This is a genomic window from Sutcliffiella sp. FSL R7-0096 (assembly GCF_038595065.1).
Classification (GTDB): domain Bacteria; phylum Bacillota; class Bacilli; order Bacillales; family Bacillaceae_I; genus Sutcliffiella_A.
The window spans coordinates 214820-237378 of the sequence record NZ_CP152003.1 but is presented as its reverse complement, the minus strand read 5'-3'; the positions used below and the strand labels follow the sequence as shown (position 1 = coordinate 237378).

Below are 22559 nucleotides of genomic sequence, written 5' to 3'. Positions count from 1 at the left end.
CCCATGCATTCCGGCCAAACCGGCGGTCATAAAATCACCAAACGCCTCCACCACAGAACAAGTCTTCACCATCGACACCAAAAAACCCTGGCCATATAAAAAGATATGCATCCACCGCTCATAAAGTGCGGTATATGCATATCTTTCTCGTTAACTCTATCGATTATTCCGTACCCATTTCCGTGCGCACCACAGCAGCAATACGTTCTACGTACTCATCGCATTGCTCTTGTGTTGGAGCTTCGGCCATGACACGTACAAGTGGCTCTGTACCGGAAGGACGCACTAGGATGCGGCCATTGCCGTTCATTTCTGCTTCTACTGCTTCAATGACAGCTTTCACTTTCTCGTTCTCTGTTACACGGTGCTTGTCCGTTACTTTGATGTTCACAAGAAGTTGAGGGAACTTTGTCATTTCACCAGCAAGCTCGGATAGGCTCTTTTTCGTCAACTTCATGATGTTTACAAGCTGAAGGCCTGTTAGCATGCCGTCACCAGTTGTGTTGTAGTCAAGGAAGATGATGTGGCCGGATTGTTCCCCGCCAAGAAGGTAATTACCGTTCTTCATTTCTTCTACTACATAACGGTCACCGACTGCTGTTTGCTTTGTTTCCACATTATTCGCCTCTAATGCTTTGTAGAAGCCAAGGTTGCTCATGACAGTGGAAACGACTGTGTTATGACGTAGGCGTCCTTGCTCACTTAGGTATTTTGCACAGATGAACATGATCTGATCGCCGTCGACAATTTGTCCCTTTTCATCGACTGCGATGATGCGGTCGCCATCGCCATCAAATGCAAGACCGATATCCGCTCCCTTTTCCAGCACTAATTCTGCAAGTGCCTCTGGGTGAGTAGAACCGACACCGTCATTGATGTTCAATCCGTTAGGAGAAGATCCCATCGTAGAGATGTCCGCCTCAAGATCTGCAAAAAGATGTGTCGCATGAGAAGATGTCGCGCCATGTGCACAATCTAGGGCAATATGAATGCCGGAGAAGTCCTCATCCACTGTTTGTTTTAGGAATTGAAGGTATTTCTGTCCGCCTTCGAAATAGTCGTTCACTTGACCTAGGTCAGCGCCGACTGGACGTGGAAGGCTATCTGTCTCTTCGTCCATCAATGCTTCAATTTCTGCTTCCTGCTCGTCCGAAAGTTTGAAACCGTCCGGTCCGAAAAACTTGATTCCGTTGTCCGCCACCGGATTATGAGAAGCAGAGATCATCACACCAGCTTGGGCACCCAATGCTTTTGTCAGGTACGCAACACCTGGAGTCGAAATAACACCCAAGCGCATAACTTCTGCACCAATGGAAAGTAATCCTGCCACTAACGCACCTTCAAGCATATGTCCTGAAATACGTGTATCGCGGCCGATCAACACTTTTGGACGGGTCTGATCCTTTGTTAACACATATCCACCCAAACGTCCTACTTTAAATGCCAATTCAGGCGTTAATTCCGAGTTCGCTACCCCGCGCACTCCATCCGTTCCAAAATATTTACCCATTTCGTAAATCTCTCCTTTTACTACTCATTAGTTTCTTCTATCAATCTGAACTTTACATTTCTTTTTGGCAGGTCCCACGAAACATTTTGTGGACCATTTATTTCAAGAGGCACTTCATGCTCTCCCGCATTCAAATCAGTCACATTGACATACATCTCCATATCGGTGCTGTTGACGGTCTCAAGGACACTCGGGGACCCTAGGACTGTCAGGTCTAATAACCCGCTTTCTGGGTCAATGAACTCAAGCTCCAATCCTTCTGTAAGGCCGATAAATTGGATAGGTACGTTTGTAAATGTTTTTTGTTCTTCTTTTTCCACTTCCACGTTGATTTTGATTTTCTCCGGTACCATCCGTTTTACACCGTCCGGTACAGGAACATCCACTTCAACGGTTGTGCTTTCTGTTATCTCCGTTAAATCCAAATCTATATTATCAATGAACTCAAGCTTGTCTATGGCACTTTTCGGCCCATACACGGTCACTTCGTTCGGTACTGCTTCCACTTTGGTGATGCTCAAGTTCTCTCCAAGTGATCCTTTTCGATTAATCTTCAAAGGAACGGATTTATAGGGGCTAGTAACCGGGACATTGACGTCCACCACAGCAGGTTCCACTTCCACATTCAAAGAGTTTCCTTCCCTGTCATATACGGTGACACGCGATTGTTGTTCCACAGACTCATTGACACCTTTTAAATCCACACGAGCTTTCACAAGGGCAATGCTTTCAATCAATTCACGTGAACCTGTTACCTTTACGATATTCGGTTTCACGATTGGCTGTTCTGTTTGGTAACCTTCTTCCATCTGGCCTCTGTTAATAAAATCAACATCCACCGGAAAGTCCTTCGAGATTCTTTCATGAATCGTCACAGATGCGATAGCCGGCTCAATCGTAACGCTTAATCTATCTGATAGATTACGATGCTGCAGGGTCACTTGGTGTGTCCCTACCCCCAAATCGGAAAGGTCTGCGAACACTTCAAAATCTTTCTGCAGCGCAGCAGGCTTAACCGTTGCAGTCGGGCCTTCAAGGGTCACCGCTACACTTTGTGGAACTCCGGTAACGACGAGGTTCTCACGGTCATAGTAAGACTCCACAGGGACATCGGTCACTGTTTCCACATCATTGGATCCCGAAAACGGTGGAGGAGTGGTGTTAGTTCGCTGCTGTGTGGAAGTATTTTCGATGTTAACGGACATGTACAGCATAAAGGCCATCAACAATGCGATAATTTTCATCACCCAACGGTTATTGATAAACTTATCCATCCTTTTTCCCCCTCCACTGCCAGCGAGTTGAAGATGTTGTTTTTATACTTGTATCCATTTCCTTCATCAACAGGTCACTGAATATATCAGGTTCTAAATCGCGGTGCAGTTCGCCGTTCTTCGTAACGGAGATATTTCCTGTCTCCTCCGACACGACAATTGTAAGACTATCTGTTACTTCACTGATTCCTAATGCCGCTCTGTGCCTTGTTCCCAGTTCCTTGGATATAAAAGGACTCTCGGACAATGGCAGGTAACATGCTGCAGCAGATACTTTGCTTTTTTGTAAAATTACCGCACCATCATGAAGTGGCGTATTCGGTATGAAAATATTGATGAGAAGCTCGGAGGATACTTTTGCATGTAACGGAATACCCGTTTCTATGTAATCTCCCATTCCGGTTTCTCTTTCAATTGAAATAAGTGCTCCAATACGGCGCTTTGCCATGTATTGAACAGATTTCACGACTGCTTCCATCATCTTGGCATGCTCTTCTTCATCATCCACACCGCTTCTATAGAACAGTTTCCCTCGACCCAATTGCTCAAGGGCACGTCGAAGCTCAGGCTGGAAGATGATGATGATCGCCAAGAATCCCCAGGTCAACGCTTGGTCCATCAGCCATTGCAAGGTGCTTAATCCCAAGAAGCTACTAATGATCCTTACAACCACTATAACTGTTATTCCTTTTAACAGCTGAACCGCCTTTGTCCCACGGATGACCATGATAAGCTTATAAATAACAAACCAAACCAGCAAAATATCAACTATATTTGCCAGGTAACTTAAATATGGCATATCTCCAAAAGGTATTTCAAAAGGCATCCTCACACTTCCTTTAACAGTACAAGATTTATGTATCAAGTACGAAAACCGTAACCATGTCATTATAGCATATTTTTGATAATCAAGTAGAAATGGCCCTGTAAATCATGATTTGCAATATTATTATAATCTCCCTGAAATATAAAAAGATGCTTGAGTATTTCAAGCATCTTAGACTTTTATTCAGCTGATGATCTCCGTCTCAGGCGCTTCGCTTATCCAAAGGGCGGGGGCTCCCATGTCGTCTCTTCCACTGCGATCACTAAGGTTATTGCTATGGTAAGTGAATTGCTATTCTTCTTTTAATCGTTGAAGACATCGACAGCCTTCTTGAAGCCGTCTTTCATGGTGAACCAAATCCATTCAAATATTTGGTTGATTTCCTCTATGTCACCTGTTACCTGTCCGGCAGAAGCAAGATAGTTTTCTCCATTGATCACTTCACCATTGATGACCGTCACGTTTCCCCTGACTTCCCCTTCAACGCGGATATTACCGTTTTTGACCACAACATCCCCTTCTACAACTTCCCCCTCGGGAACAATCACGGTATTATCCTGAACGACAAGGTTCGGCTGGTTGGTGAAGGCGAATTTATCCTCCTGCCAGCCCCCGAAGAGGCTCCCTGCCATCAAAATAAAGAAAATGGCGGCAGCTACAAACAGTGGGTGCGAACGCATCCAACGGTTCCAGCCAATGGTTTTCTTTTCTTTTGGTAAACTGCTCATCACTTTTTGCGTGAAATCATTTGGTGCAGATATGTGAGAGGTACTCTGCACAAGCGCAATTGCCTTCTCCAGCTCGTGGAAAACTTTAAGGCATTCCTTGCATTCGTGGAGATGCGCTTTAAGTTCCTTTTCCTGTTCTTTATCTAAATCACCATCTAAATACTCATGCATATACTGGACGATTTGTTCCGGACATCTGCTCATTTTTACTTACACCTCCAGAATTAAACATGGCGCAATTGCTGCCTAAGCGCTTCTCGCCCTCTATGAATACGGGTTTTTACCGTTCCTACTGGAATCTCCAGTATTTCACTGATCTCAATTAACGAAAGCTCGTCGATATATTTTAGCACAATCACCGAGCGGTACTTGTCCGGAAGCTTCAAGATTTGACGCTGGATTTCTCCTTGAAGCTCCATCGTTTCCACTTCCTCCTCAGGAAGGGCAATATCTGCAGCCACTTGGGAATACATCGTCAATCCCTCTGTCCCTGCGACCTCTGCATCTAAATAATAGTCTGGCTTCTTTTTACGAATACGGTCGATCGTTAAGTTCGTTGCAATTCGATAGAGCCACGTAGAAAACTTCCGGTTAACATCAAAGCTATTGATATTGATATATGCCCTAATAAAAGCTTCCTGCGCAATATCCTCCGCTTCGTGTGAATTACCGATCATCCGGTACACAAGCTGATAGATTTTATCTTTAAATATCTCCACGATTTCCGCAAACGCATCCTGATCGCCCTTTTTTATTTGCTTTATTCTTTTTCTGATTAGCTCTTCCATTCCGTTCCCCCGATGTCTGGCGGTCGACTAGTAATACGTGCCTTCGCCGTAAAAGGTTTCATTTTTCTTTCTAAAATATATTCTAACAAATTTTTACTAAAATTGGTTTGAAAAAGGATAAAAGAGGGTAAAAACTACTAGGATTAGTTTTGAAGCCTAATGAATAAGGGGTGTTTTACATTGGCAGTCCATGCTACCGTCCATTTACAAGAAGCTATTGAGCGAAAAAGAGAAGAAATGATTCGACTTTCCTCCTCCAACCATCTACAATCCAAAGAAGTAATTGATGCGAGCACCTCGCTTGATTCATTGATAAACCAATACTTATATTTACAAATAAAACGAAAACCAGCAACTTCCTGATAAAAGTTGCTGGTGTTTTTTTATTTGGCTCTTTCTCAAAGATTGTTGCTTGGAAAAAAGACTTTTTACTACTGCACCCATACTCTAAAATTTACATGAAGTAGATATAGTATTACAGAGAATAAAGTACGAAAGTAGGGAATATAACGGTTGATTGATAAGTTCGTAAAAGGAACAAAGTTTACGAAAAAACCGTTTTATTTACAGGAGCTTTTCCCCAAATAATGAACCCATCAGAGCAACAGCCACCGTCGCTGTTTTATTACGCTCATCGAGAATCGGGTTAACTTCCACAAACTCTGCTGAAGTCAAAATATCAGCCTCTTCCAACATCTCCATTGCCAAATGACTTTCCCGGTAAGAAATTCCACCAAGTACAGGTGTACCCACGCCAGGTGCATCATGCGGGTCCAAGCCATCCAGGTCTAAGGAGAGGTGAACACCATCTGCCCCTTGCTCCTTCAAATATGCAATGGCTTCCTCCATAACCGCAGTCATCCCTAGCCTGTCTATCTCGTGCATCGTAAATACTTTAATCCCCTTTTCCTTAATGAGTACTTTCTCTCCCTCATCAAGTGATCTAGCTCCGATGATCACAATGTTTTCCGGTTTAATCTTAGTACCATACCCACCAATATTGGTCAGTGTTGGATCACCAAGTCCTAGACTTACAGCTAACGGCATCCCGTGAATGTTACCTGATGGTGATGTATCCCCAGTATTCAAGTCTCCATGCGCATCATACCAGATGACGCCCAAGTTAGGATAATGCTTTGCAAGTCCAGCAATTGTTCCAATGGCTATACTGTGGTCCCCTCCCAATACTAAAGGGAATTTACCCTGAGTGACTACTTCATCCACTTTTGATGCAAGGTTTTCACTTGCCTCCGCAACCGCTTTCAAATTCTTCAAATTGCTTTCAGCTTCATCTGATCTTTCCCTGCTGCCAATTTCAATATCCCCTAAATCCTCAATACTGTGTGCCAGCCTTTCCAATCTCTCTACTACCCCCGCATAACGGATTGCGCTGGGACCCATATCCACTCCGCGACGTGTTTGACCCAAATCCATTGGTACTCCAATAATGCTAATATCCTTCTTCATGAATCGTGTCCCCCTTTTTGTAATCTACTTCTATTGTATAGCGAAAACAAGAGATGACTCAACTCGACATAGTTTTGAATATATATGCAGTTTGGAATTGTCGAATTATTACTGCCCGTTTTATATGGTGCTAAGGACGGGATGGCTGAGAAGGAAGGGAAAGCCGTTAAGCTAGCTCTTGAGTCCAGAGGGTATGTGGAAAACCATTTTATTGGAATCGCCCATTTTACTGAGTTTTTCGCCCGTATTTTTTTAAAAAAGCCCGGATTAATTTAATTATCGCCCGATTTCGCACCAAGTATCATTTCATATATTCTATAAGTGTTTAGATACTTCTTTAGATACTTAAATGGCCAGAAGACAAACAAAAAAGCCATAAACCCAAAGGTCTATGACTTAAACTTTATTAGAAAGTGGAGCCTAGCGGGATCGAACCGCTGACCTCCTGCGTGCAAAGCAGGCGCTCTCCCAGCTGAGCTAAGGCCCCTTATGATGTAATAATAAAGCTTGTATAAAAAAGATGTGCCATGAAGGACTCGAACCTTCGACCCTCTGATTAAAAGTCAGATGCTCTACCGACTGAGCTAATGGCACGTTGGCTGGGCTAGCTGGATTCGAACCAACGCATGTCGCAGTCAAAGTGCGATGCCTTACCGCTTGGCTATAGCCCATTATTGAAATTTTTTTTGTATAAACTTTATGTATTTCATACCCAAAATGCCAGGTTGAATAACTTCACTTATTATCTCTAGTTAAAGAAAGTTTATACACGATTTCAAACAAAAACTCCGGAATTTTCATTTCGAAGTTGAATGGTGGAGGGGGGCAGATTCGAACTGCCGAACCCGAAGGAGCGGATTTACAGTCCGCCGCGTTTAGCCACTTCGCTACCCCTCCAAGGGATATGGTGGAGGATGACGGGATCGAACCGCCGACCCCCTGCTTGTAAGGCAGGTGCTCTCCCAGCTGAGCTAATCCTCCAATGTAATAAATATATTTATTTAAAAGGAAAGTTATTTTCGCTGCGCGAAAAAACTATGGTGACCCGTACGGGATTCGAACCCGTGTTACCGCCGTGAAAGGGCGGTGTCTTAACCGCTTGACCAACGGGCCAATTTTTATTGTATAAGCTTCCAACCGGGCTCGAACCGGTGACCTCTTCCTTACCATGGAAGTGCTCTACCTAACTGAGCTATGGAAGCATGGCTCCACCAGTAGGATTCGAACCTACGACCCTTCGGTTAACAGCCGAATGCTCTACCGCTGAGCTATGGTGGAACAATACTAGCCTGGCAACGTCCTACTCTCACAGGGGGAGATCCCCCAACTACCATCGGCGCTGAAGAGCTTAACTTCCGTGTTCGGTATGGGAACGGGTGTGACCTCTTCGCCATCATTACCAGACAAATAATATTATACAAAATTGAGAAAGAAAATCAAGAAGTTTTTCAACTTTCTTGTTCCTTCAAAACTAGATAATGTGTTCGTATCAAGATATTCATATCGTTCTCTTATTTCATCATTGTTGGGTTAAGTCCTCGATCGATTAGTATTCGTCAGCTCCACATGTCGCCATGCTTCCACCTCGAACCTATCTACCTGATCATCTTTCAGGGATCTTACTTACCGAAGTAAAAGGAAATCTCATCTTGAGGGGGGCTTCATGCTTAGATGCTTTCAGCACTTATCCCGTCCGCACGTAGCTACCCAGCTATGCCTTTGGCAAGACAACTGGTACACCAGCGGTGCGTCCATCCCGGTCCTCTCGTACTAAGGACAGCTCCTCTCAAATTTCCTGCGCCCACGACGGATAGGGACCGAACTGTCTCACGACGTTCTGAACCCAGCTCGCGTACCGCTTTAATGGGCGAACAGCCCAACCCTTGGGACCGACTACAGCCCCAGGATGCGATGAGCCGACATCGAGGTGCCAAACCTCCCCGTCGATGTGGACTCTTGGGGGAGATAAGCCTGTTATCCCCGGGGTAGCTTTTATCCGTTGAGCGATGGCCCTTCCATGCGGAACCACCGGATCACTAAGCCCGACTTTCGTCCCTGCTCGACTTGTAGGTCTCGCAGTCAAGCTCCCTTGTGCCTTTACACTCTGCGAATGATTTCCAACCATTCTGAGGGAACCTTTGGGCGCCTCCGTTACTCTTTAGGAGGCGACCGCCCCAGTCAAACTGCCCACCTGACACTGTCTCCCAGCCCGATAAGGGCTGCGGGTTAGAATTTCAATACAGCCAGGGTAGTATCCCACCGACGCCTCCACCGAAGCTAGCGCTCCGGCTTCTCAGGCTCCTACCTATCCTGTACAAGCTGTACCAAAATTCAATATCAGGCTACAGTAAAGCTCCACGGGGTCTTTCCGTCCTGTCGCGGGTAACCTGCATCTTCACAGGTACTATAATTTCACCGAGTCTCTGGTTGAGACAGTGCCCAGATCGTTACGCCTTTCGTGCGGGTCGGAACTTACCCGACAAGGAATTTCGCTACCTTAGGACCGTTATAGTTACGGCCGCCGTTTACTGGGGCTTCGGTTCAAAGCTTCGCTTGCGCTAACCTCTCCCCTTAACCTTCCAGCACCGGGCAGGCGTCAGCCCCTATACTTCGCCTTACGGCTTCGCAGAGACCTGTGTTTTTGCTAAACAGTCGCCTGGGCCTATTCACTGCGGCTCTCTCGGGCTTTAACACCCTAACAGAGCACCCCTTCTCCCGAAGTTACGGGGTCATTTTGCCGAGTTCCTTAACCAGAGTTCTCTCGCTCACCTTAGGATTCTCTCCTCGCCTACCTGTGTCGGTTTGCGGTACGGGCACCATACTCCTCGCTAGAGGCTTTTCTTGGCAGTGTGAAATCAGGAACTTCGGTACTATATTTCCCTCGCTATCACAGCTCAGCCTTAATGAGAAGCGGATTTGCCTACTTCTCAGCCTTGCTGCTTAGACGCGCATATCCAACAGCGCGCTTACCCTATCCTTCTGCGTCCCCCCATTGCTCAAACGGAGTGGAGGTGGTACAGGAATATCAACCTGTTATCCATCGCCTACGCCTTTCGGCCTCGGCTTAGGTCCCGACTAACCCTGAGCGGACGAGCCTTCCTCAGGAAACCTTAGGCATTCGGTGGAAGGGATTCTCACCCTTCTTTCGCTACTCATACCGGCATTCTCACTTCTAAGCGCTCCACCAGTCCTTACGGTCTAGCTTCAACGCCCTTAGAACGCTCTCCTACCACTGTTCGTAAGAACAGTCCGCAGCTTCGGTGATACGTTTAGCCCCGGTACATTTTCGGCGCAGAGTCACTCGACCAGTGAGCTATTACGCACTCTTTAAATGGTGGCTGCTTCTAAGCCAACATCCTGGTTGTCTAAGCAACTCCACATCCTTTTCCACTTAACGTATACTTGGGGACCTTAGCTGGCGGTCTGGGCTGTTTCCCTCTTGACTACGGATCTTATCACTCGCAGTCTGACTCCCATGGATAAGTCTTTGGCATTCGGAGTTTGACTGAATTCGGTAATCCGATGAGGACCCCTAGTCCAATCAGTGCTCTACCTCCAAGACTCTAACACATGAGGCTAGCCCTAAAGCTATTTCGGAGAGAACCAGCTATCTCCAGGTTCGATTGGCATTTCACCCCTACCCACACCTCATCCGCTCACTTTTCAACGTGAGTCGGTTCGGGCCTCCATTCAGTGTTACCTGAACTTCACCCTGGACATGGGTAGATCACCTGGTTTCGGGTCTACGACCACGTACTCATTCGCCCTATTCAGACTCGCTTTCGCTACGGCTCCGTCTCTTCGACTTAACCTTGCACGGGATCGTAACTCGCCGGTTCATTCTACAAAAGGCACGCTATCACCCATTAACGGGCTCTAACTACTTGTAGGCACACGGTTTCAGGATCTATTTCACTCCCCTTCCGGGGTGCTTTTCACCTTTCCCTCACGGTACTGGTTCACTATCGGTCACTAGGGAGTATTTAGCCTTGGGAGATGGTCCTCCCTGCTTCCGACGGGATTTCTCGTGTCCCGCCGTACTCAGGATCCACTCAGGAGGGAACGAAGTTTCAACTACAGGGTTTTTACCTTCTATGACGGACCTTTCCAGATCGCTTCATTTACCCCGTTCCTTTGTAACTCCATGTTGAGTGTCCTACAACCCCAAGAGGCAAGCCTCTTGGTTTGGGCTAATTCCGTTTCGCTCGCCGCTACTCAGGAAATCGCGTTTGCTTTCTCTTCCTCCGGGTACTAAGATGTTTCAGTTCCCCGGGTCTGCCTTCATTACCCTATGTATTCAGGTAAAGATACTGCTCCATTACGAGCAGTGGGTTTCCCCATTCGGAAATCTCCGGATCAAAGCTTACTTACAGCTCCCCGAAGCATATCGGTGTTAGTCCCGTCCTTCATCGGCTCCTAGTGCCAAGGCATCCACCGTGCGCCCTTAATAACTTAACCGTCGACCAAAATTGGTCATGTGTCGATATCAGCGATGATATCTATAAGAAAATTACTAAGATGAACGATATTTTGTGAATATCTTGATATTAGTTACATTATCTAGTTTTCAAGGAACAACTATGACAATTCGTAAGAATTGCCTATTTAGAGAGAATGCTCTCTCAAAACTAAACAAAACAACAAGCGTACATTCCTTAGAAAGGAGGTGATCCAGCCGCACCTTCCGATACGGCTACCTTGTTACGACTTCACCCCAATCATCTGTCCCACCTTAGGCGGCTGGCTCCAAAAGGTTACCCCACCGACTTCGGGTGTTACAAACTCTCGTGGTGTGACGGGCGGTGTGTACAAGGCCCGGGAACGTATTCACCGCGGCATGCTGATCCGCGATTACTAGCGATTCCGGCTTCATGCAGGCGAGTTGCAGCCTGCAATCCGAACTGAGAACGGTTTTATGGGATTGGCTCGACCTCGCGGTTTTGCTGCCCTTTGTACCGTCCATTGTAGCACGTGTGTAGCCCAGGTCATAAGGGGCATGATGATTTGACGTCATCCCCACCTTCCTCCGGTTTGTCACCGGCAGTCACCTTAGAGTGCCCAACTGAATGCTGGCAACTAAGATCAAGGGTTGCGCTCGTTGCGGGACTTAACCCAACATCTCACGACACGAGCTGACGACAACCATGCACCACCTGTCACTCTGTCCCCCGAAGGGGAACGTCCTATCTCTAGGAGTGTCAGAGGATGTCAAGACCTGGTAAGGTTCTTCGCGTTGCTTCGAATTAAACCACATGCTCCACCGCTTGTGCGGGCCCCCGTCAATTCCTTTGAGTTTCAGTCTTGCGACCGTACTCCCCAGGCGGAGTGCTTAATGCGTTAGCTGCAGCACTAAAGGGCGGAAACCCTCTAACACTTAGCACTCATCGTTTACGGCGTGGACTACCAGGGTATCTAATCCTGTTTGCTCCCCACGCTTTCGCGCCTCAGTGTCAGTTACAGACCAGAAAGTCGCCTTCGCCACTGGTGTTCCTCCAAATCTCTACGCATTTCACCGCTACACTTGGAATTCCACTTTCCTCTTCTGCACTCAAGTCCCCCAGTTTCCAATGACCCTCCACGGTTGAGCCGTGGGCTTTCACATCAGACTTAAAGGACCACCTGCGCGCGCTTTACGCCCAATAATTCCGGACAACGCTTGCCACCTACGTATTACCGCGGCTGCTGGCACGTAGTTAGCCGTGGCTTTCTGGTTAGGTACCGTCAAGGTGCGAGCAGTTACTCTCGCACTTGTTCTTCCCTAACAACAGAGCTTTACGACCCGAAGGCCTTCATCGCTCACGCGGCGTTGCTCCATCAGACTTTCGTCCATTGTGGAAGATTCCCTACTGCTGCCTCCCGTAGGAGTCTGGGCCGTGTCTCAGTCCCAGTGTGGCCGATCACCCTCTCAGGTCGGCTACGCATCGTCGCCTTGGTGAGCCGTTACCTCACCAACTAGCTAATGCGCCGCGGGCCCATCTGTAAGTGATAGCCGAAACCATCTTTCAATAAAGAACCAGGAGGTTCCTTATATTATCCGGTATTAGCTCCGGTTTCCCGAAGTTATCCCAGTCTTACAGGCAGGTTGCCCACGTGTTACTCACCCGTCCGCCGCTGACCTTTCAAAAGCAAGCTTTTGAAAGGTCCGCTCGACTTGCATGTATTAGGCACGCCGCCAGCGTTCGTCCTGAGCCAGGATCAAACTCTCCAATAAAGAGTCTGAGCTTTTGCTCAAAATTTGCTAGCTTGTGTTACTTAAATCATTTTGTTAATCCCGTAGGATTAACGTTATGACGCTGTTGTTTTGTTTAGTTTTCAAAGATCATTTCAATCGCTTTGTCGCTCAGAGGCGACTTTTCTAATTTAACATATCGAGCAAGTTGTTGTCAACATGTTTTTTTATTTTTATCGTGCAAGCTGTTGTTCATCTCCCAGCGACGAATAATAATATACCATGCATTTTCTCTATGCGTCAACTGTTTTTCGGATTTATTTTTTAATTGTTTTTTTAACCGTTAAAATGGGCAAACAAAAAACCGCAGTGACTGCGGTGGTATTAAAGATCTATAAGGATTCCCTTTCCCTGAAGACGGCCTTGGATCGGATATATTTCATGCATTCTGTCTGCGGTGCGATACGCGTGAACATTTTATAGAGTATTTGATAGCGTTCTTCCATGGCGTGCTTCACCACTCTATCGATACGTTTATCCTCGAAGTCATGTAATAGCTCTTCAAGTTCGCGTTTGAGCAGGTATTCCATTTCTTTTACTTCTTTATTATTAAATAACATCCCTAACATTTCTTCACCTCTGAAAGTTACTTTATAGTTATTTTTTCCACCAAACAGGTTTTTATGAAACATTTTCCTAGATTTTTTTTGCATAAGATTTGTCCTCCTGAATATTTATGAGAGTAGACACTGTGGACAAGGGGGCAAAGCATGATTAACTTTTATGTAATTAACGGAAGAAAACTCAAGCAATTATCCATTATCATATTGGCAGCATTCTTCACTGCAGGGATCTTATATATAGAGAATTTTTCTAATCAGCCTGTATTTTCAACAAAGGATGGCCCAAGGGCTATTTATAAAGGCGAGGGGAAGAATAAAGAAGTTGCTTTGTCATTTGATATCAGCTGGGGTGATGAGAAAGCAGTACCTATCCTCAACTTGCTGAAGCAGAATGGCGTGACGGGGGTGACCTTTTTCCTTTCCGCTTCCTGGGCAGAGAGGCACCCGGATATAGTGAAACGGATTATGGATGACGGGCACGAAATTGGCAGTATGGGCTATGCTTATGAAAATTACCGGGACTTGGAAGATTTAAAAGTGAAACGTGATATATTGAAGTCGCTGGATGTTTTCGACAAGCTTGGAGTAAAGAAGGTCAATCTGTTGCGCCCACCAAAAGGCGCTTTTGATAAAAGAGTTCTGGAAATCGCCAATTCCCTTGGCTTTACTGTTGTGCATTGGAGTGTGGATTCCCATGATTTGATTAACCCAGGCAAGGAGATCATCGTGGATAATGTGACAAAGAACCTCACGAATGGAGACATTGTGCTCCTGCACGCATCGGACTCCGCCAAGCAAACGGAGGAGGCTTTGCCGGAAATTATCCAATATATCAAGAGCAAGGGATATGATATAAGCAGTGTGACGGAATTGATAAATAATACGAAGGCAAATAGCAAGGAAGTACAATAGAAAAATGGCGCTTCTTCCAAACGGAGAGGCGCCATTTTCTTATTTTGCTGCAGGATTATTCAGCCTGTGTAGCAATAGAAGCTGATATGAGTTACATGCCAATAACGGAAACAGCATAAATAACAGCCATCCTGGTTCATTCTCCCTTAGGGCTGGGAACCATTCTATCGTGGTTACCACCACCATAAAGAATAGGGCTGGGATAAACGCATGCTTATTGGTCTGTGCACTTTTTACATATGCGACAAGCAGGCCATACACGAGCATGAAAATCGGAAAGGCCAGATAAGGGAGCATGGAATCCCCATCATTTGCAAAAGCTATATAACGGAAATACACCAAATCAAACAGAACAAATATGATCAATACAATCTGTACTGCGTTCCAAAGGGACTTGAAGATTCCCAGACCAAACCGGTGAATGGTCAGATATGCGAAAAAACCCATTTGGCTGATGATGCTGAATATAAGCCCCACACCAATATACCAAGCAATGATGGAAAGGAATTGAAGATATTCCCCATCTGCAAATTGTGCTGTATGTTGATCCCAACGGACTATGAAGGCAACAATAACGGTGGTTACCGCTCCGACTAGTAACGTGGAAAGAAATAATCGAACCCAATTACGACTGTTCACTTTTCTTTTCCTCCATTTTACACAGATTAAAGACACTAGTTACCATTTTACCAATCCAACCAGTAAAAATCTATAATAGCGCGCTTGCAAATTTGTATATTTCATTAACTTTGTCACATATTAAACGTATGAAAAACCAGATGGAAGGAGTTTTTTTCATGAAAAGCTACCTTTTGCCGTCTCTCCTTCTTTTCCTGTTGCTTTCAGGATGTGCACAGGGTGAAAAAGGCGGCCAAATGGATTATGAAGAAACCAAAAAAATGGTTGTGGATATATTAAAGACAGATGATGGCAAGAAAGCGATTGAAGAAATTATGGCAGATGATAAGATGAAGGCTAACTTTGTCCTTGATCAGGAAGTTGTCACCAAGTCAATCGAGCAGACTTTGGACAGTGAAAAAGGCACCGAATTCTGGAAGAAAGCCTTTGAAGATCCAAAATTTGCAGAGACCTTCGCAAAAAGCATGAAAGACGAGCATGAAAAGCTCATCAAGGACCTGATGAAGGACCCTGAATATCAAGGAATGATGGTACAGATCCTGCAAGATCCCGAAATGGAAAAGCAGATGATCACCGTAATGAGTGGGCAGGAATATAAAAAACACCTGCAAAAAGTTATGACCGAAACATTTGAGAGTCCATTGTTCAATGGCTAAAATACAGGACATCTTGTTGAAAGCCGCTTCTGAAATGCAGGGGGGGCAACAAGGCTCTGGTGGAGGCCAGGAAGGACAATCCGGCGGCTCAGAAGGCGGCCAGGAAGCTTCCGGCGGTGGACAACAAGGCGGTTAATAGAAAGAAGCAGACCCTTCGTACGAAGGGTCTGCTTCTTTCTTTTATGTCAGTTCCACCACTTTGGAAGCAATGTTCAGATAGATTTTCCCAAGGTCATGGTCTTGCTGGTAGATGGAAGGTGCGAAATCATCGTCGTTCCAATCAGGCTGTTGAAGAGGAAGCTGTCCAAGTAGTGGTGCCTGCAATTCCTCCGCCAACTTCTCTCCTCCACCTTTGCCAAAAACATACTCCTTCTCGCCTGTCTTCTTACTTTCGAAGTAGGCCATGTTTTCGATGACCCCAATTACCTCATGATCTGTTTTAATGGCCATCGCACCCGCTCTGGCAGCAACAAAAGCGGCTGTTGGATGAGGTGTCGTTACGATGAGCTCTTTACAGGACGGCAGCATGGAGTGCACATCAAGTGCCACATCACCTGTGCCAGGTGGTAAATCTAAAAGGAGATAGTCCAAGTCGCCCCACTCCACTTCATTAAAGAAGCTATTGAGCATTTTTCCAAGCATCGGTCCTCTCCAGATGACTGGGGAGTTGTCTTCTACAAAAAAGCCCATGGAGATCACTTGTACCCCAAAACGCTCAACAGGGATGATCTTTTCCCCACGCACGATCGGACGTTTTGTTATACCCATCATATCCGGGACGCTGAATCCATAGATATCCGCATCAATCAATCCTACCTTTTTCCCTAAACGTGCAAGGGATACAGCCAAGTTGACGGATACCGTTGATTTTCCCACACCGCCTTTTCCGGAAGCAATTGCAAGGAACGTTGTTTTATTACTATGCAGAAGTGTCTCTTCCTCTTTAGGCGCTGCAGCCCCAAAGCGTTCTACCACTTCTTGCGGGAGTTCCATAAAACGCAGGCCCACTGTTGAGGCGCCCGCTTCTTTTAAAAGGTTGACGATTGTGCCCTGCAGTTGCATCTGTTCTGCGGTGCCTGTTTTGGCAAGTGCCACTTTCACACTTACATGGTTCTTTTCCTCTTTGATGGAGATTTCTTGAATCGCATTTGTTTCTTCGAACGTTCTATGTAAAAACGGATCTTGTAGATCTTTCAATAACTGTACAACTTTAGCTTCTGTTAACAACATGACCCCACCCTTATGTGATAATAGTCTATTTTCAGAATTGAATTCGTTTACAATACCAGTATAACATAAGGCTTATTTCTTATGGAATTATTGATTTCCGTTTCTGGCGTCTTCACGCCTTTCACTCGAAATCAACATGGTTAGCCTAAACAAAAAAATCCCCTTCTATTATTGAGGGGGATCTGGTAGTTCCTTTTCATCGGTATAATGTCTCATGATTCCGTTATAGATGGATGCAGCGAGTGCCTTTTGGTATTCTTCTGTGTTTAGCAGGGCCCGCTCCGATGGGTTGGATAAGAAACCCACTTCCACGAGGGCACCAGGGATCTTTGCATTCTTCAATATAAATAGGCTATTCATCGATTTAGCATATCGGTTTGTATTTTCAAGATTGACCCGAAATTCCTCCTGGATGAATTTCGCCAATCGTTCATTTTTATCATGTTTGCCGCCGTGGTAGAAGGTTTGGGCACCCCTCCATCTTGGAGATGGGATGGCATTCAAGTGGATACTGAGAAAGAGGTCGCCATCTGATTCGTTGATCATCTCAATCCTTTTTCGCAAGTCTTCCACTTTTCTACGGCTGTAGCCTTTTGTCCCAGGGTCTGCAAGATCTACATCTTCCTCACGCGTCATCAATACCAAGGCTCCCTGCTCCTGGAGATAGTCTTTCACATACCTCGATACCTGCAGGGCCACATCCTTTTCCAGCACGTCCCCACCAACAGCACCGCCATCAGGTCCCCCATGACCGGGATCAAGAATGATAATTTTCCCACTTAAAGGGAGGCTCCATTGTTCCCATGTATCTTCAGAAAATAACTGAAATTGAAAAACGGCTGTCACCGTTAAGGCTGCTGTTAGAAACGCCCAGAACTTCCACCTTCGCATATGTATCCCTCCCGCATGTCCGCTCTATAAACTATATGGGACAAGGGGGAAGATTATGATAATTAGTGCAGCCTCATTCGGTACCTTTTTTCACCTTTATGGAAGCCTTCACGCCACCAGTAGTCGACGAAGGCATCGCATGTCATATAAAAAGATTCATGTACCATATCATTATCACCGATCGAGCCCCAATAAAGGAAATAGTCGTATAGGGTATCAATCAGGTATTTTTCTTCTACATGACAGCGCGTTTTCACCATCTCCGCACTTTCTCCGTAATATCCAAACTTACTATATGATGCACCTAGGAGATACGCCTCAATGGCAACATCCAGGCATCCCTCTTCAATGGCAGTAACCTGCTTTTTATTTTTTAAGTATGGTGAAAAAAAATCCTTCACCTTCGTCCGCAAAACCTCTAGTGATATTTCACGCAGCATTTTTCGCTCATACTTCATCTGCTTTTCTCTGCGTTTTTCCTTGAAGGTTGTTACTACAGTCATCGCTTTCACACCCTTTCCCGTTTAGTTTCCTAAAGGGCGTGGGCTTTCATGCGTACAAAGAATGAGTACGTTTTTCCAAGTATGAATTTGGAATGTATTTGCTTTATAAAGCTTGGATTGGAACTATCTTTTAGGCTCTGTTAAACACAGCTGTTGATTTCCGCAAACGGCTTCGCTTATCCAAAGGGCGACCTTGAGCTTCCTCGGGCTACGCCCTGCGGGGTCTCAAGAATGTCGCTACTCCCCCGCAGGAGTCTTCGCCTATTGCTACAATCAACAGCTAGGTTGTTGCAAAACCAACAGTTTGCTTTAACAGAGCCATCTTTCAAAACAAAAAAAGCCTGCACATTTAAGTACAGGCAAGATTTCATTCCGTATTCTCTATGGATTCTGCTCGGGCTTGCTCAAGCTTTTCATACGCTTCTTCCATAATCCGCTCCACTTCCAACAAAAATTGCTCTTGTTGTCCCTCCATATCAAACTCCATCGTTTGTAACAGAGCGTTTGTATAAGCTTTCAGCTCTTCCTTGCTCTTTTCCGCCTCATGTGCTGTAAAGTTTGCAAGCTCTTGATTGGCATTCGCAAGTGTGGTTGCTATTTCTTTCTTTAATATGGCCATCTGCGCTTCTTTCTGCTTCGTGATCTCCATTTCTAGAGAACGAATCGATTCCTGCTTTTCCCCTTCAAACCAATTGGTCAACAAGGTTTGGATACTGGAGCTGGCAAAGGCCGTTTTCCATTCTGCCGTAAAAAGAAGTACCATGATCATCATCGCAACAACGAATAGCTTCTTATACTTCACTTTACTCAATCACTTCACCTCATAGAAATCCCCAATGTTAGTCATTGATACTGTTCATCACCTCATCAAGGCTTGCTTTCGCTTCCTCTTCCAGCTCCAATGCCTTGGCTGTTATGATATTTTGCTGTTCTCTTACCAAACCATTGATGATGGTTGTCAATGCCTCACGCAAGTCGTTCAATTTGAAGGTGATCTGCCGCTCTAAATTGTATCTGCTCACCTGCTCTTCCATCGCAAGCTGTGCGGACAGTTCCGCTTTTGCCTGTTCAATGGCACCTTCAAGTTCGGAAACCGCCGAGTTCTTCGCAGACGTCAACTCTTGCGTCATTTCATTAACGGCAGCTTGTCCAGTCTCGCTGGTGTAATCACGGAATCCTTCACGCACAGTTCCTAAGGCTGCATCTCCTTGATTCTGGATGGCGAAATAACCTTCCAAGAAGATATGCTGGTACACCTGATAGTTCATATTATCAAGCAAAGCCAATTTCTCCGCATCCAATGAAGCAAGATGCCCCTCTTTTACCCTCATGATTTCCGTGCCTGCCCTTGTTAGCTCCGCCGCCATTGTTTCATTGATCTTCAAGCCTGCTCCTGCCTTAAGTTGCTCCGTATTTGCTGCCCAGCTTTCAAATGCAGCAGTTGCATTTGCTTCATTATCCGCCAAGATGGATTGTTGTGTAGTACCAAAAATACCGTTATACCACTGCCTTAAGAGCGAATCCTCACTCGCACTCGCAAAAGTCAATCCAACACCCGAAACCAAACCTACTGCTACCGTACCTGCTACTAATTTCTTTTTCCAAGACATATATATCGCTCCTTTTAGGGATTTATTGTTTTTCACCTAATAATTCAGCAAGATATTGTTCGAGTTCCTGTGTCAGTTCTACATCTAATTTCACTTGGCGCTCTTCGTAATAAGTGCCTAGTGGATGTTGGTTCAGTTGATTTTTCGCTTGTGTTAATTGTTGAAGGTATGTCTGTTGTTGGAGTTCGATCTTACGCTTTGATGAAGATGTGGTGGAATTAATGAATTCTTCTAGTTCTAAGGAGTGGTGGGAGTTATCTGTTTCTTGGAGTTGTTTTGAAAAGATGTCTTTAGTAATCCATTCACTGTTGTTATCGGAGTAGCTGTTCCATTTCCCTGCCACCCAATCTTTAAGGTTGTTCCAGCTGCTGCCTGCCTGAACTTGGCTGCCAGCGACGAAGAAACAGGTCAGTGATAGACACATGATCATGCGTTTATTCTTTATGGCCATTCATCCCCCTTTGCTATTTTTTCTTTATTAAGAACTAATGATATAGCATGTCCCGATTTATGTTAAGTTGCATAATGCCTATTTTATTCACTATATAGAACAAGTAAAATTTGGTTGTTATTACCTATTTTTTACTAATTTTCCATATGGGCTGTGAAATAATGCTTAGGTAGGAAGGCCGAGCATAACAAAAAACCCCAGCCAATAAAGGGGCGGGGGCTATTTCTTCATACCTAATGCTATTTTCAAAAATTCCACAAAAAGCTCAGCCTGCTCTTTTATTTTGAGGTCTTCACTGGGCAGAATGGTATGGTCTAAAGCCAGACCATCCAGGAAAGTGACAATGGACCGTGCGAGAACTTCACTTTGGAAAGATGGTTGGAATTCCCCTCTTTCCTGACCCTGTTCAATGATGTCCCTGTATATTTTCACACCATTTTCATAACGAACCTTCCCATACTCCCTTCTGCGCTGATCCTTTCTTCCCGAAATGAAAAATTCCAGATTGGAAGGCCCCATCGGATCCATCTTATCGTTTGGCCTTCCCCCTTTACCAAACATACAGGAAAGCAGCAGCTCCCAGTGGGAAGCCGCATTATCTTTCAGAAGCTCGGCACTATTCTTCATGGACTCTTTCAATGCTTCATCCAGTATGGTTTCATACACATCCTCTTTATTGGAAAAGTACTGATACAAGCCGCCACGGCTTATGTTCGCCTTCTCCATGATGTGCTTCATTGTGGTCTTTTCGTAGCCATGCTCGATAAAAACCTCTTTTGCTTTATTCAATATATAAGCTCTACGTTGTTCCATGTGTTCCTTGCTGACTTTCGGAGACACTGATCTTCCCCCGCTCTATATTATTTTTAAAAGTGAGTCCCAGTATCGAAATGACGACCAATAGGGATGCTGTAATGATAAAAGTAGGTAACACACCCCATACAGTGGCAAGCCAACCTCCCAACAAAGGTCCGATTATGGTCGCTGTTGTGGTTACACTGTTTATCACCCCGAAGACCCTGCCTGTCATGTGAACAGGTGTACTCGTTTGAACAGCAGCCTGAAACGGGATGAAAACTAGTCCAGCTGCAAATCCGGCCAATAATCCAAGCGCAGGTCCCCATAGGGTGGATAATGTTGCATCAATTCCGGTCAATACTGCCATCATGCCAAATCCCAAGCCAAGGCCGCATACCCCGAGAAACATGAGGCTGAGGGCATGATAGTCTGTTTTCTTGGCCAGCAGGACCCCTGATAAGAGCATGCCGATTCCTGAAGCCGTGACGATAAATCCAAAAAGGTCGGGTGAAGCCTGTGAGAGCTCCCTTACCAATACGATAATCTGGGAATCGGATAGCTGCAAGATTAAAAGGCTGATTCCAAGCACCAGCATTCCGACCAGCAAATAGCGGCTTCCTTTGATAAAGGCCATTCCTTCCACAAACTCCTCTTTAAAAGAAGTTTTATTCATATCCCCTGACTCTTCAGTTGGTACCACTGTCTCTTTAACCGTTTTCGGCAAGATGAATAATAACAGGGCCGAGAGGATAAAAGTCACCGAGTCTATATAGAAAACAAGCTGCGTACTGAATGCCGTAACCAATAACCCGCTCAGCAACGGACCAATCACCTTTGTACTTGCATCGATCATGGAGGTGATGGACATGGCACTCTTCATATGCTCCTGATGTACGAGTTCCTTCAGTTTACCATTCTTAGCGGGAACAAAGACAGCGGACAGCATTCCAATGAAAAACAAACACACATACACCATCCAAATCGAGCTTGCGAAGGCAAGTATCAATATAAGCACCGCTCTACCAAGGTCCGAAATCACCATCAGCGTTCTCCGGTTCACCCTGTCTGCAACTGTCCCTGCGAAAGGCCCCAAAAGCGCCATTGGAATTGCTAGGCTCAAAATTACAAAGGAGACTTCCATCGGAGAGGCTTCCCACTTCAATCCCACAAGCGTCATTATCGCAACAATACTCAACCAATCACCCAAACTTGAAATCAACTGTGCCAACATCAGCGTAAGAAACCCTCTATTTCTGTTCAACTTCACGTCCATCCCATTCCCTCCAATAATAACGACATCAGTGTCTATCTAAAACTATTATATCGACACAAGTGTCGTTTTAATACCTTTTTTTTAAAAAAATTGGCTCTGTTAAACGTCGCTGTTGATTTCCGCAATAGGCTTCGCTTATCCAGAGGGCGACCTTGAGCCTCCTCGTTCCACTGCGGGGTCTCGAGATTGTCGCTACTCTCCCGCTGGAGTC

19 protein-coding genes, 8 tRNA genes, 3 rRNA genes and 1 pseudogene are annotated in these 22559 nt (G+C 45.4%); 4 read left to right on the top strand and 27 right to left on the bottom strand.

Annotated features, from left to right (window positions below):
• Positions 1-163 precede the first annotated feature (163 nt).
• From glmM to sigW, 5 genes are all read right to left on the bottom strand, one after another.
• A complete protein-coding gene (glmM, locus tag MKY77_RS01445) occupies positions 164-1510 on the bottom strand; it encodes a phosphoglucosamine mutase (RefSeq protein ID WP_339148444.1) in 1347 nt (448 codons plus the stop codon).
• Positions 1511-1530: 20 nt separating this feature from the next.
• A complete protein-coding gene (locus tag MKY77_RS01440; RefSeq protein ID WP_339148443.1) occupies positions 1531-2784 on the bottom strand; it encodes a YbbR-like domain-containing protein in 1254 nt (417 codons plus the stop codon).
• Positions 2777-3598, bottom strand: a complete 822-nt coding sequence (cdaA, locus tag MKY77_RS01435; RefSeq protein WP_237665224.1) for a diadenylate cyclase CdaA — start codon at positions 3596-3598, stop codon at positions 2777-2779. Before cdaA ends, MKY77_RS01440 begins: the two co-directional genes overlap by 8 nt.
• A 314-nt stretch (positions 3599-3912) precedes the next feature.
• The gene (locus tag MKY77_RS01430; RefSeq protein WP_339148442.1) at positions 3913-4542 is read right to left on the bottom strand and encodes an anti-sigma factor; all 630 of its coding nucleotides are present in this window, start codon (positions 4540-4542) and stop codon (positions 3913-3915) included.
• A 20-nt stretch (positions 4543-4562) separates the two neighbouring features.
• A complete protein-coding gene (gene sigW, locus MKY77_RS01425; protein ID WP_237665218.1) occupies positions 4563-5126 on the bottom strand; it encodes an RNA polymerase sigma factor SigW in 564 nt (187 codons plus the stop codon).
• Positions 5127-5285: 159 nt separating this feature from the next.
• Here sigW and MKY77_RS01420 point away from each other — a divergent pair, with 159 nt between their 5' ends.
• Positions 5286-5489, top strand: coding sequence for an aspartyl-phosphate phosphatase Spo0E family protein (locus tag MKY77_RS01420; protein ID WP_342515620.1), 204 nt, complete (start codon positions 5286-5288; stop codon positions 5487-5489).
• Positions 5490-5690: 201 nt separating this feature from the next.
• On the opposite strand, the gene rocF is transcribed toward MKY77_RS01420, so the two are convergent.
• Entirely contained in the window at positions 5691-6593 is a 903-nt protein-coding gene (rocF, locus tag MKY77_RS01415; RefSeq protein WP_339148440.1) for an arginase, read from the bottom strand.
• A gap of 84 nt (positions 6594-6677) precedes the next feature.
• On the opposite strand from rocF, the gene MKY77_RS01410 reads away from it, so the two are divergent.
• On the top strand, positions 6678-6869 hold the full coding sequence (locus tag MKY77_RS01410; RefSeq protein ID WP_342515619.1) for a hypothetical protein: 192 nt from the start codon (positions 6678-6680) through the stop codon (positions 6867-6869).
• Positions 6870-7007: 138 nt separating this feature from the next.
• On the opposite strand, the gene MKY77_RS01405 is transcribed toward MKY77_RS01410, so the two are convergent.
• The 12 genes from MKY77_RS01405 to MKY77_RS01350 all read right to left on the bottom strand — a co-directional run bounded on the left by MKY77_RS01405 (position 7008) and on the right by MKY77_RS01350 (position 13391).
• A tRNA-Ala gene (locus tag MKY77_RS01405) sits at positions 7008-7080 on the bottom strand.
• A gap of 34 nt (positions 7081-7114) precedes the next feature.
• A tRNA-Lys gene (locus tag MKY77_RS01400) sits at positions 7115-7187 on the bottom strand.
• 2 nt (positions 7188-7189) lie between these two features.
• Positions 7190-7264: transfer RNA gene (locus MKY77_RS01395), tRNA-Gln, on the bottom strand.
• Between the two features lie 142 nt (positions 7265-7406).
• Positions 7407-7490, bottom strand: a tRNA-Tyr gene (locus MKY77_RS01390).
• An 8-nt stretch (positions 7491-7498) separates the two neighbouring features.
• Positions 7499-7574, bottom strand: a tRNA-Val gene (locus MKY77_RS01385).
• A 57-nt stretch (positions 7575-7631) separates the two neighbouring features.
• Positions 7632-7706: transfer RNA gene (locus MKY77_RS01380), tRNA-Glu, on the bottom strand.
• Positions 7707-7721: 15 nt separating this feature from the next.
• Positions 7722-7795, bottom strand: a tRNA-Thr gene (locus MKY77_RS01375).
• Between the two features lies 1 nt (position 7796).
• Positions 7797-7871 (bottom strand) — tRNA-Asn (locus MKY77_RS01370).
• Between the two features lie 9 nt (positions 7872-7880).
• Positions 7881-7997: ribosomal RNA gene (rrf, locus tag MKY77_RS01365) — 5S ribosomal RNA — on the bottom strand.
• 122 nt (positions 7998-8119) lie between these two features.
• Positions 8120-11051 (bottom strand): 23S ribosomal RNA (locus MKY77_RS01360).
• A gap of 201 nt (positions 11052-11252) precedes the next feature.
• A 16S ribosomal RNA gene (locus MKY77_RS01355) occupies positions 11253-12804 on the bottom strand.
• The 16S, 23S and 5S rRNA genes sit together here with 8 tRNA genes alongside, the layout of an rRNA operon.
• Before the next feature lie 350 nt (positions 12805-13154).
• The gene (locus MKY77_RS01350) at positions 13155-13391 is read right to left on the bottom strand and encodes a hypothetical protein (RefSeq protein WP_237665332.1); all 237 of its coding nucleotides are present in this window, start codon (positions 13389-13391) and stop codon (positions 13155-13157) included.
• Positions 13392-13532: 141 nt separating this feature from the next.
• Here MKY77_RS01350 and pdaB point away from each other — a divergent pair, with 141 nt between their 5' ends.
• Positions 13533-14297, top strand: coding sequence for a polysaccharide deacetylase family sporulation protein PdaB (gene pdaB / locus MKY77_RS01345; RefSeq protein WP_339148439.1), 765 nt, complete (start codon positions 13533-13535; stop codon positions 14295-14297).
• A gap of 39 nt (positions 14298-14336) precedes the next feature.
• Here pdaB and MKY77_RS01340 read toward each other — a convergent pair whose 3' ends face one another.
• Complete coding sequence (locus MKY77_RS01340; protein WP_339148438.1) at positions 14337-14936, bottom strand: KinB-signaling pathway activation protein; 600 nt, start codon at positions 14934-14936, stop codon at positions 14337-14339.
• A 158-nt stretch (positions 14937-15094) separates the two neighbouring features.
• On the opposite strand from MKY77_RS01340, the pseudogene gerD reads away from it, so the two are divergent.
• Positions 15095-15728: pseudogene (gene gerD, locus MKY77_RS01335) on the top strand (spore germination lipoprotein GerD).
• Positions 15729-15772: 44 nt separating this feature from the next.
• Here gerD and MKY77_RS01330 read toward each other — a convergent pair.
• The 8 genes from MKY77_RS01330 to MKY77_RS01295 all read right to left on the bottom strand — a co-directional run bounded on the left by MKY77_RS01330 (position 15773) and on the right by MKY77_RS01295 (position 22348).
• Positions 15773-16819, bottom strand: coding sequence for a P-loop NTPase (locus MKY77_RS01330; protein WP_339149929.1), 1047 nt, complete (start codon positions 16817-16819; stop codon positions 15773-15775).
• Positions 16820-16990: 171 nt separating this feature from the next.
• Positions 16991-17713 (bottom strand): N-acetylmuramoyl-L-alanine amidase CwlD, encoded by a 723-nt coding sequence (gene cwlD, locus MKY77_RS01325; protein WP_339148436.1) that lies wholly within the window; start codon positions 17711-17713, stop codon positions 16991-16993.
• 62 nt (positions 17714-17775) lie between these two features.
• Complete coding sequence (locus MKY77_RS01320; RefSeq protein ID WP_339148435.1) at positions 17776-18216, bottom strand: YbaK family protein; 441 nt, start codon at positions 18214-18216, stop codon at positions 17776-17778.
• Positions 18217-18583: 367 nt separating this feature from the next.
• Positions 18584-19027: a hypothetical protein gene (locus tag MKY77_RS01315; RefSeq protein WP_339148434.1), complete on the bottom strand. Its 444-nt coding sequence runs from the start codon at positions 19025-19027 to the stop codon at positions 18584-18586.
• 28 nt (positions 19028-19055) lie between these two features.
• Positions 19056-19826, bottom strand: a complete 771-nt coding sequence (locus MKY77_RS01310) for a hypothetical protein (protein ID WP_339148433.1) — start codon at positions 19824-19826, stop codon at positions 19056-19058.
• A gap of 22 nt (positions 19827-19848) precedes the next feature.
• Positions 19849-20277, bottom strand: coding sequence for a hypothetical protein (locus MKY77_RS01305; protein ID WP_339148432.1), 429 nt, complete (start codon positions 20275-20277; stop codon positions 19849-19851).
• Positions 20278-20496: 219 nt separating this feature from the next.
• A complete protein-coding gene (locus tag MKY77_RS01300) occupies positions 20497-21090 on the bottom strand; it encodes a TetR/AcrR family transcriptional regulator (RefSeq protein ID WP_339148431.1) in 594 nt (197 codons plus the stop codon).
• Positions 21077-22348, bottom strand: coding sequence for an MFS transporter (locus MKY77_RS01295; protein WP_339148430.1), 1272 nt, complete (start codon positions 22346-22348; stop codon positions 21077-21079). The genes MKY77_RS01300 and MKY77_RS01295 overlap by 14 nt, the downstream gene beginning before the upstream one ends.
• Positions 22349-22559: the final 211 nt, after the last annotated feature.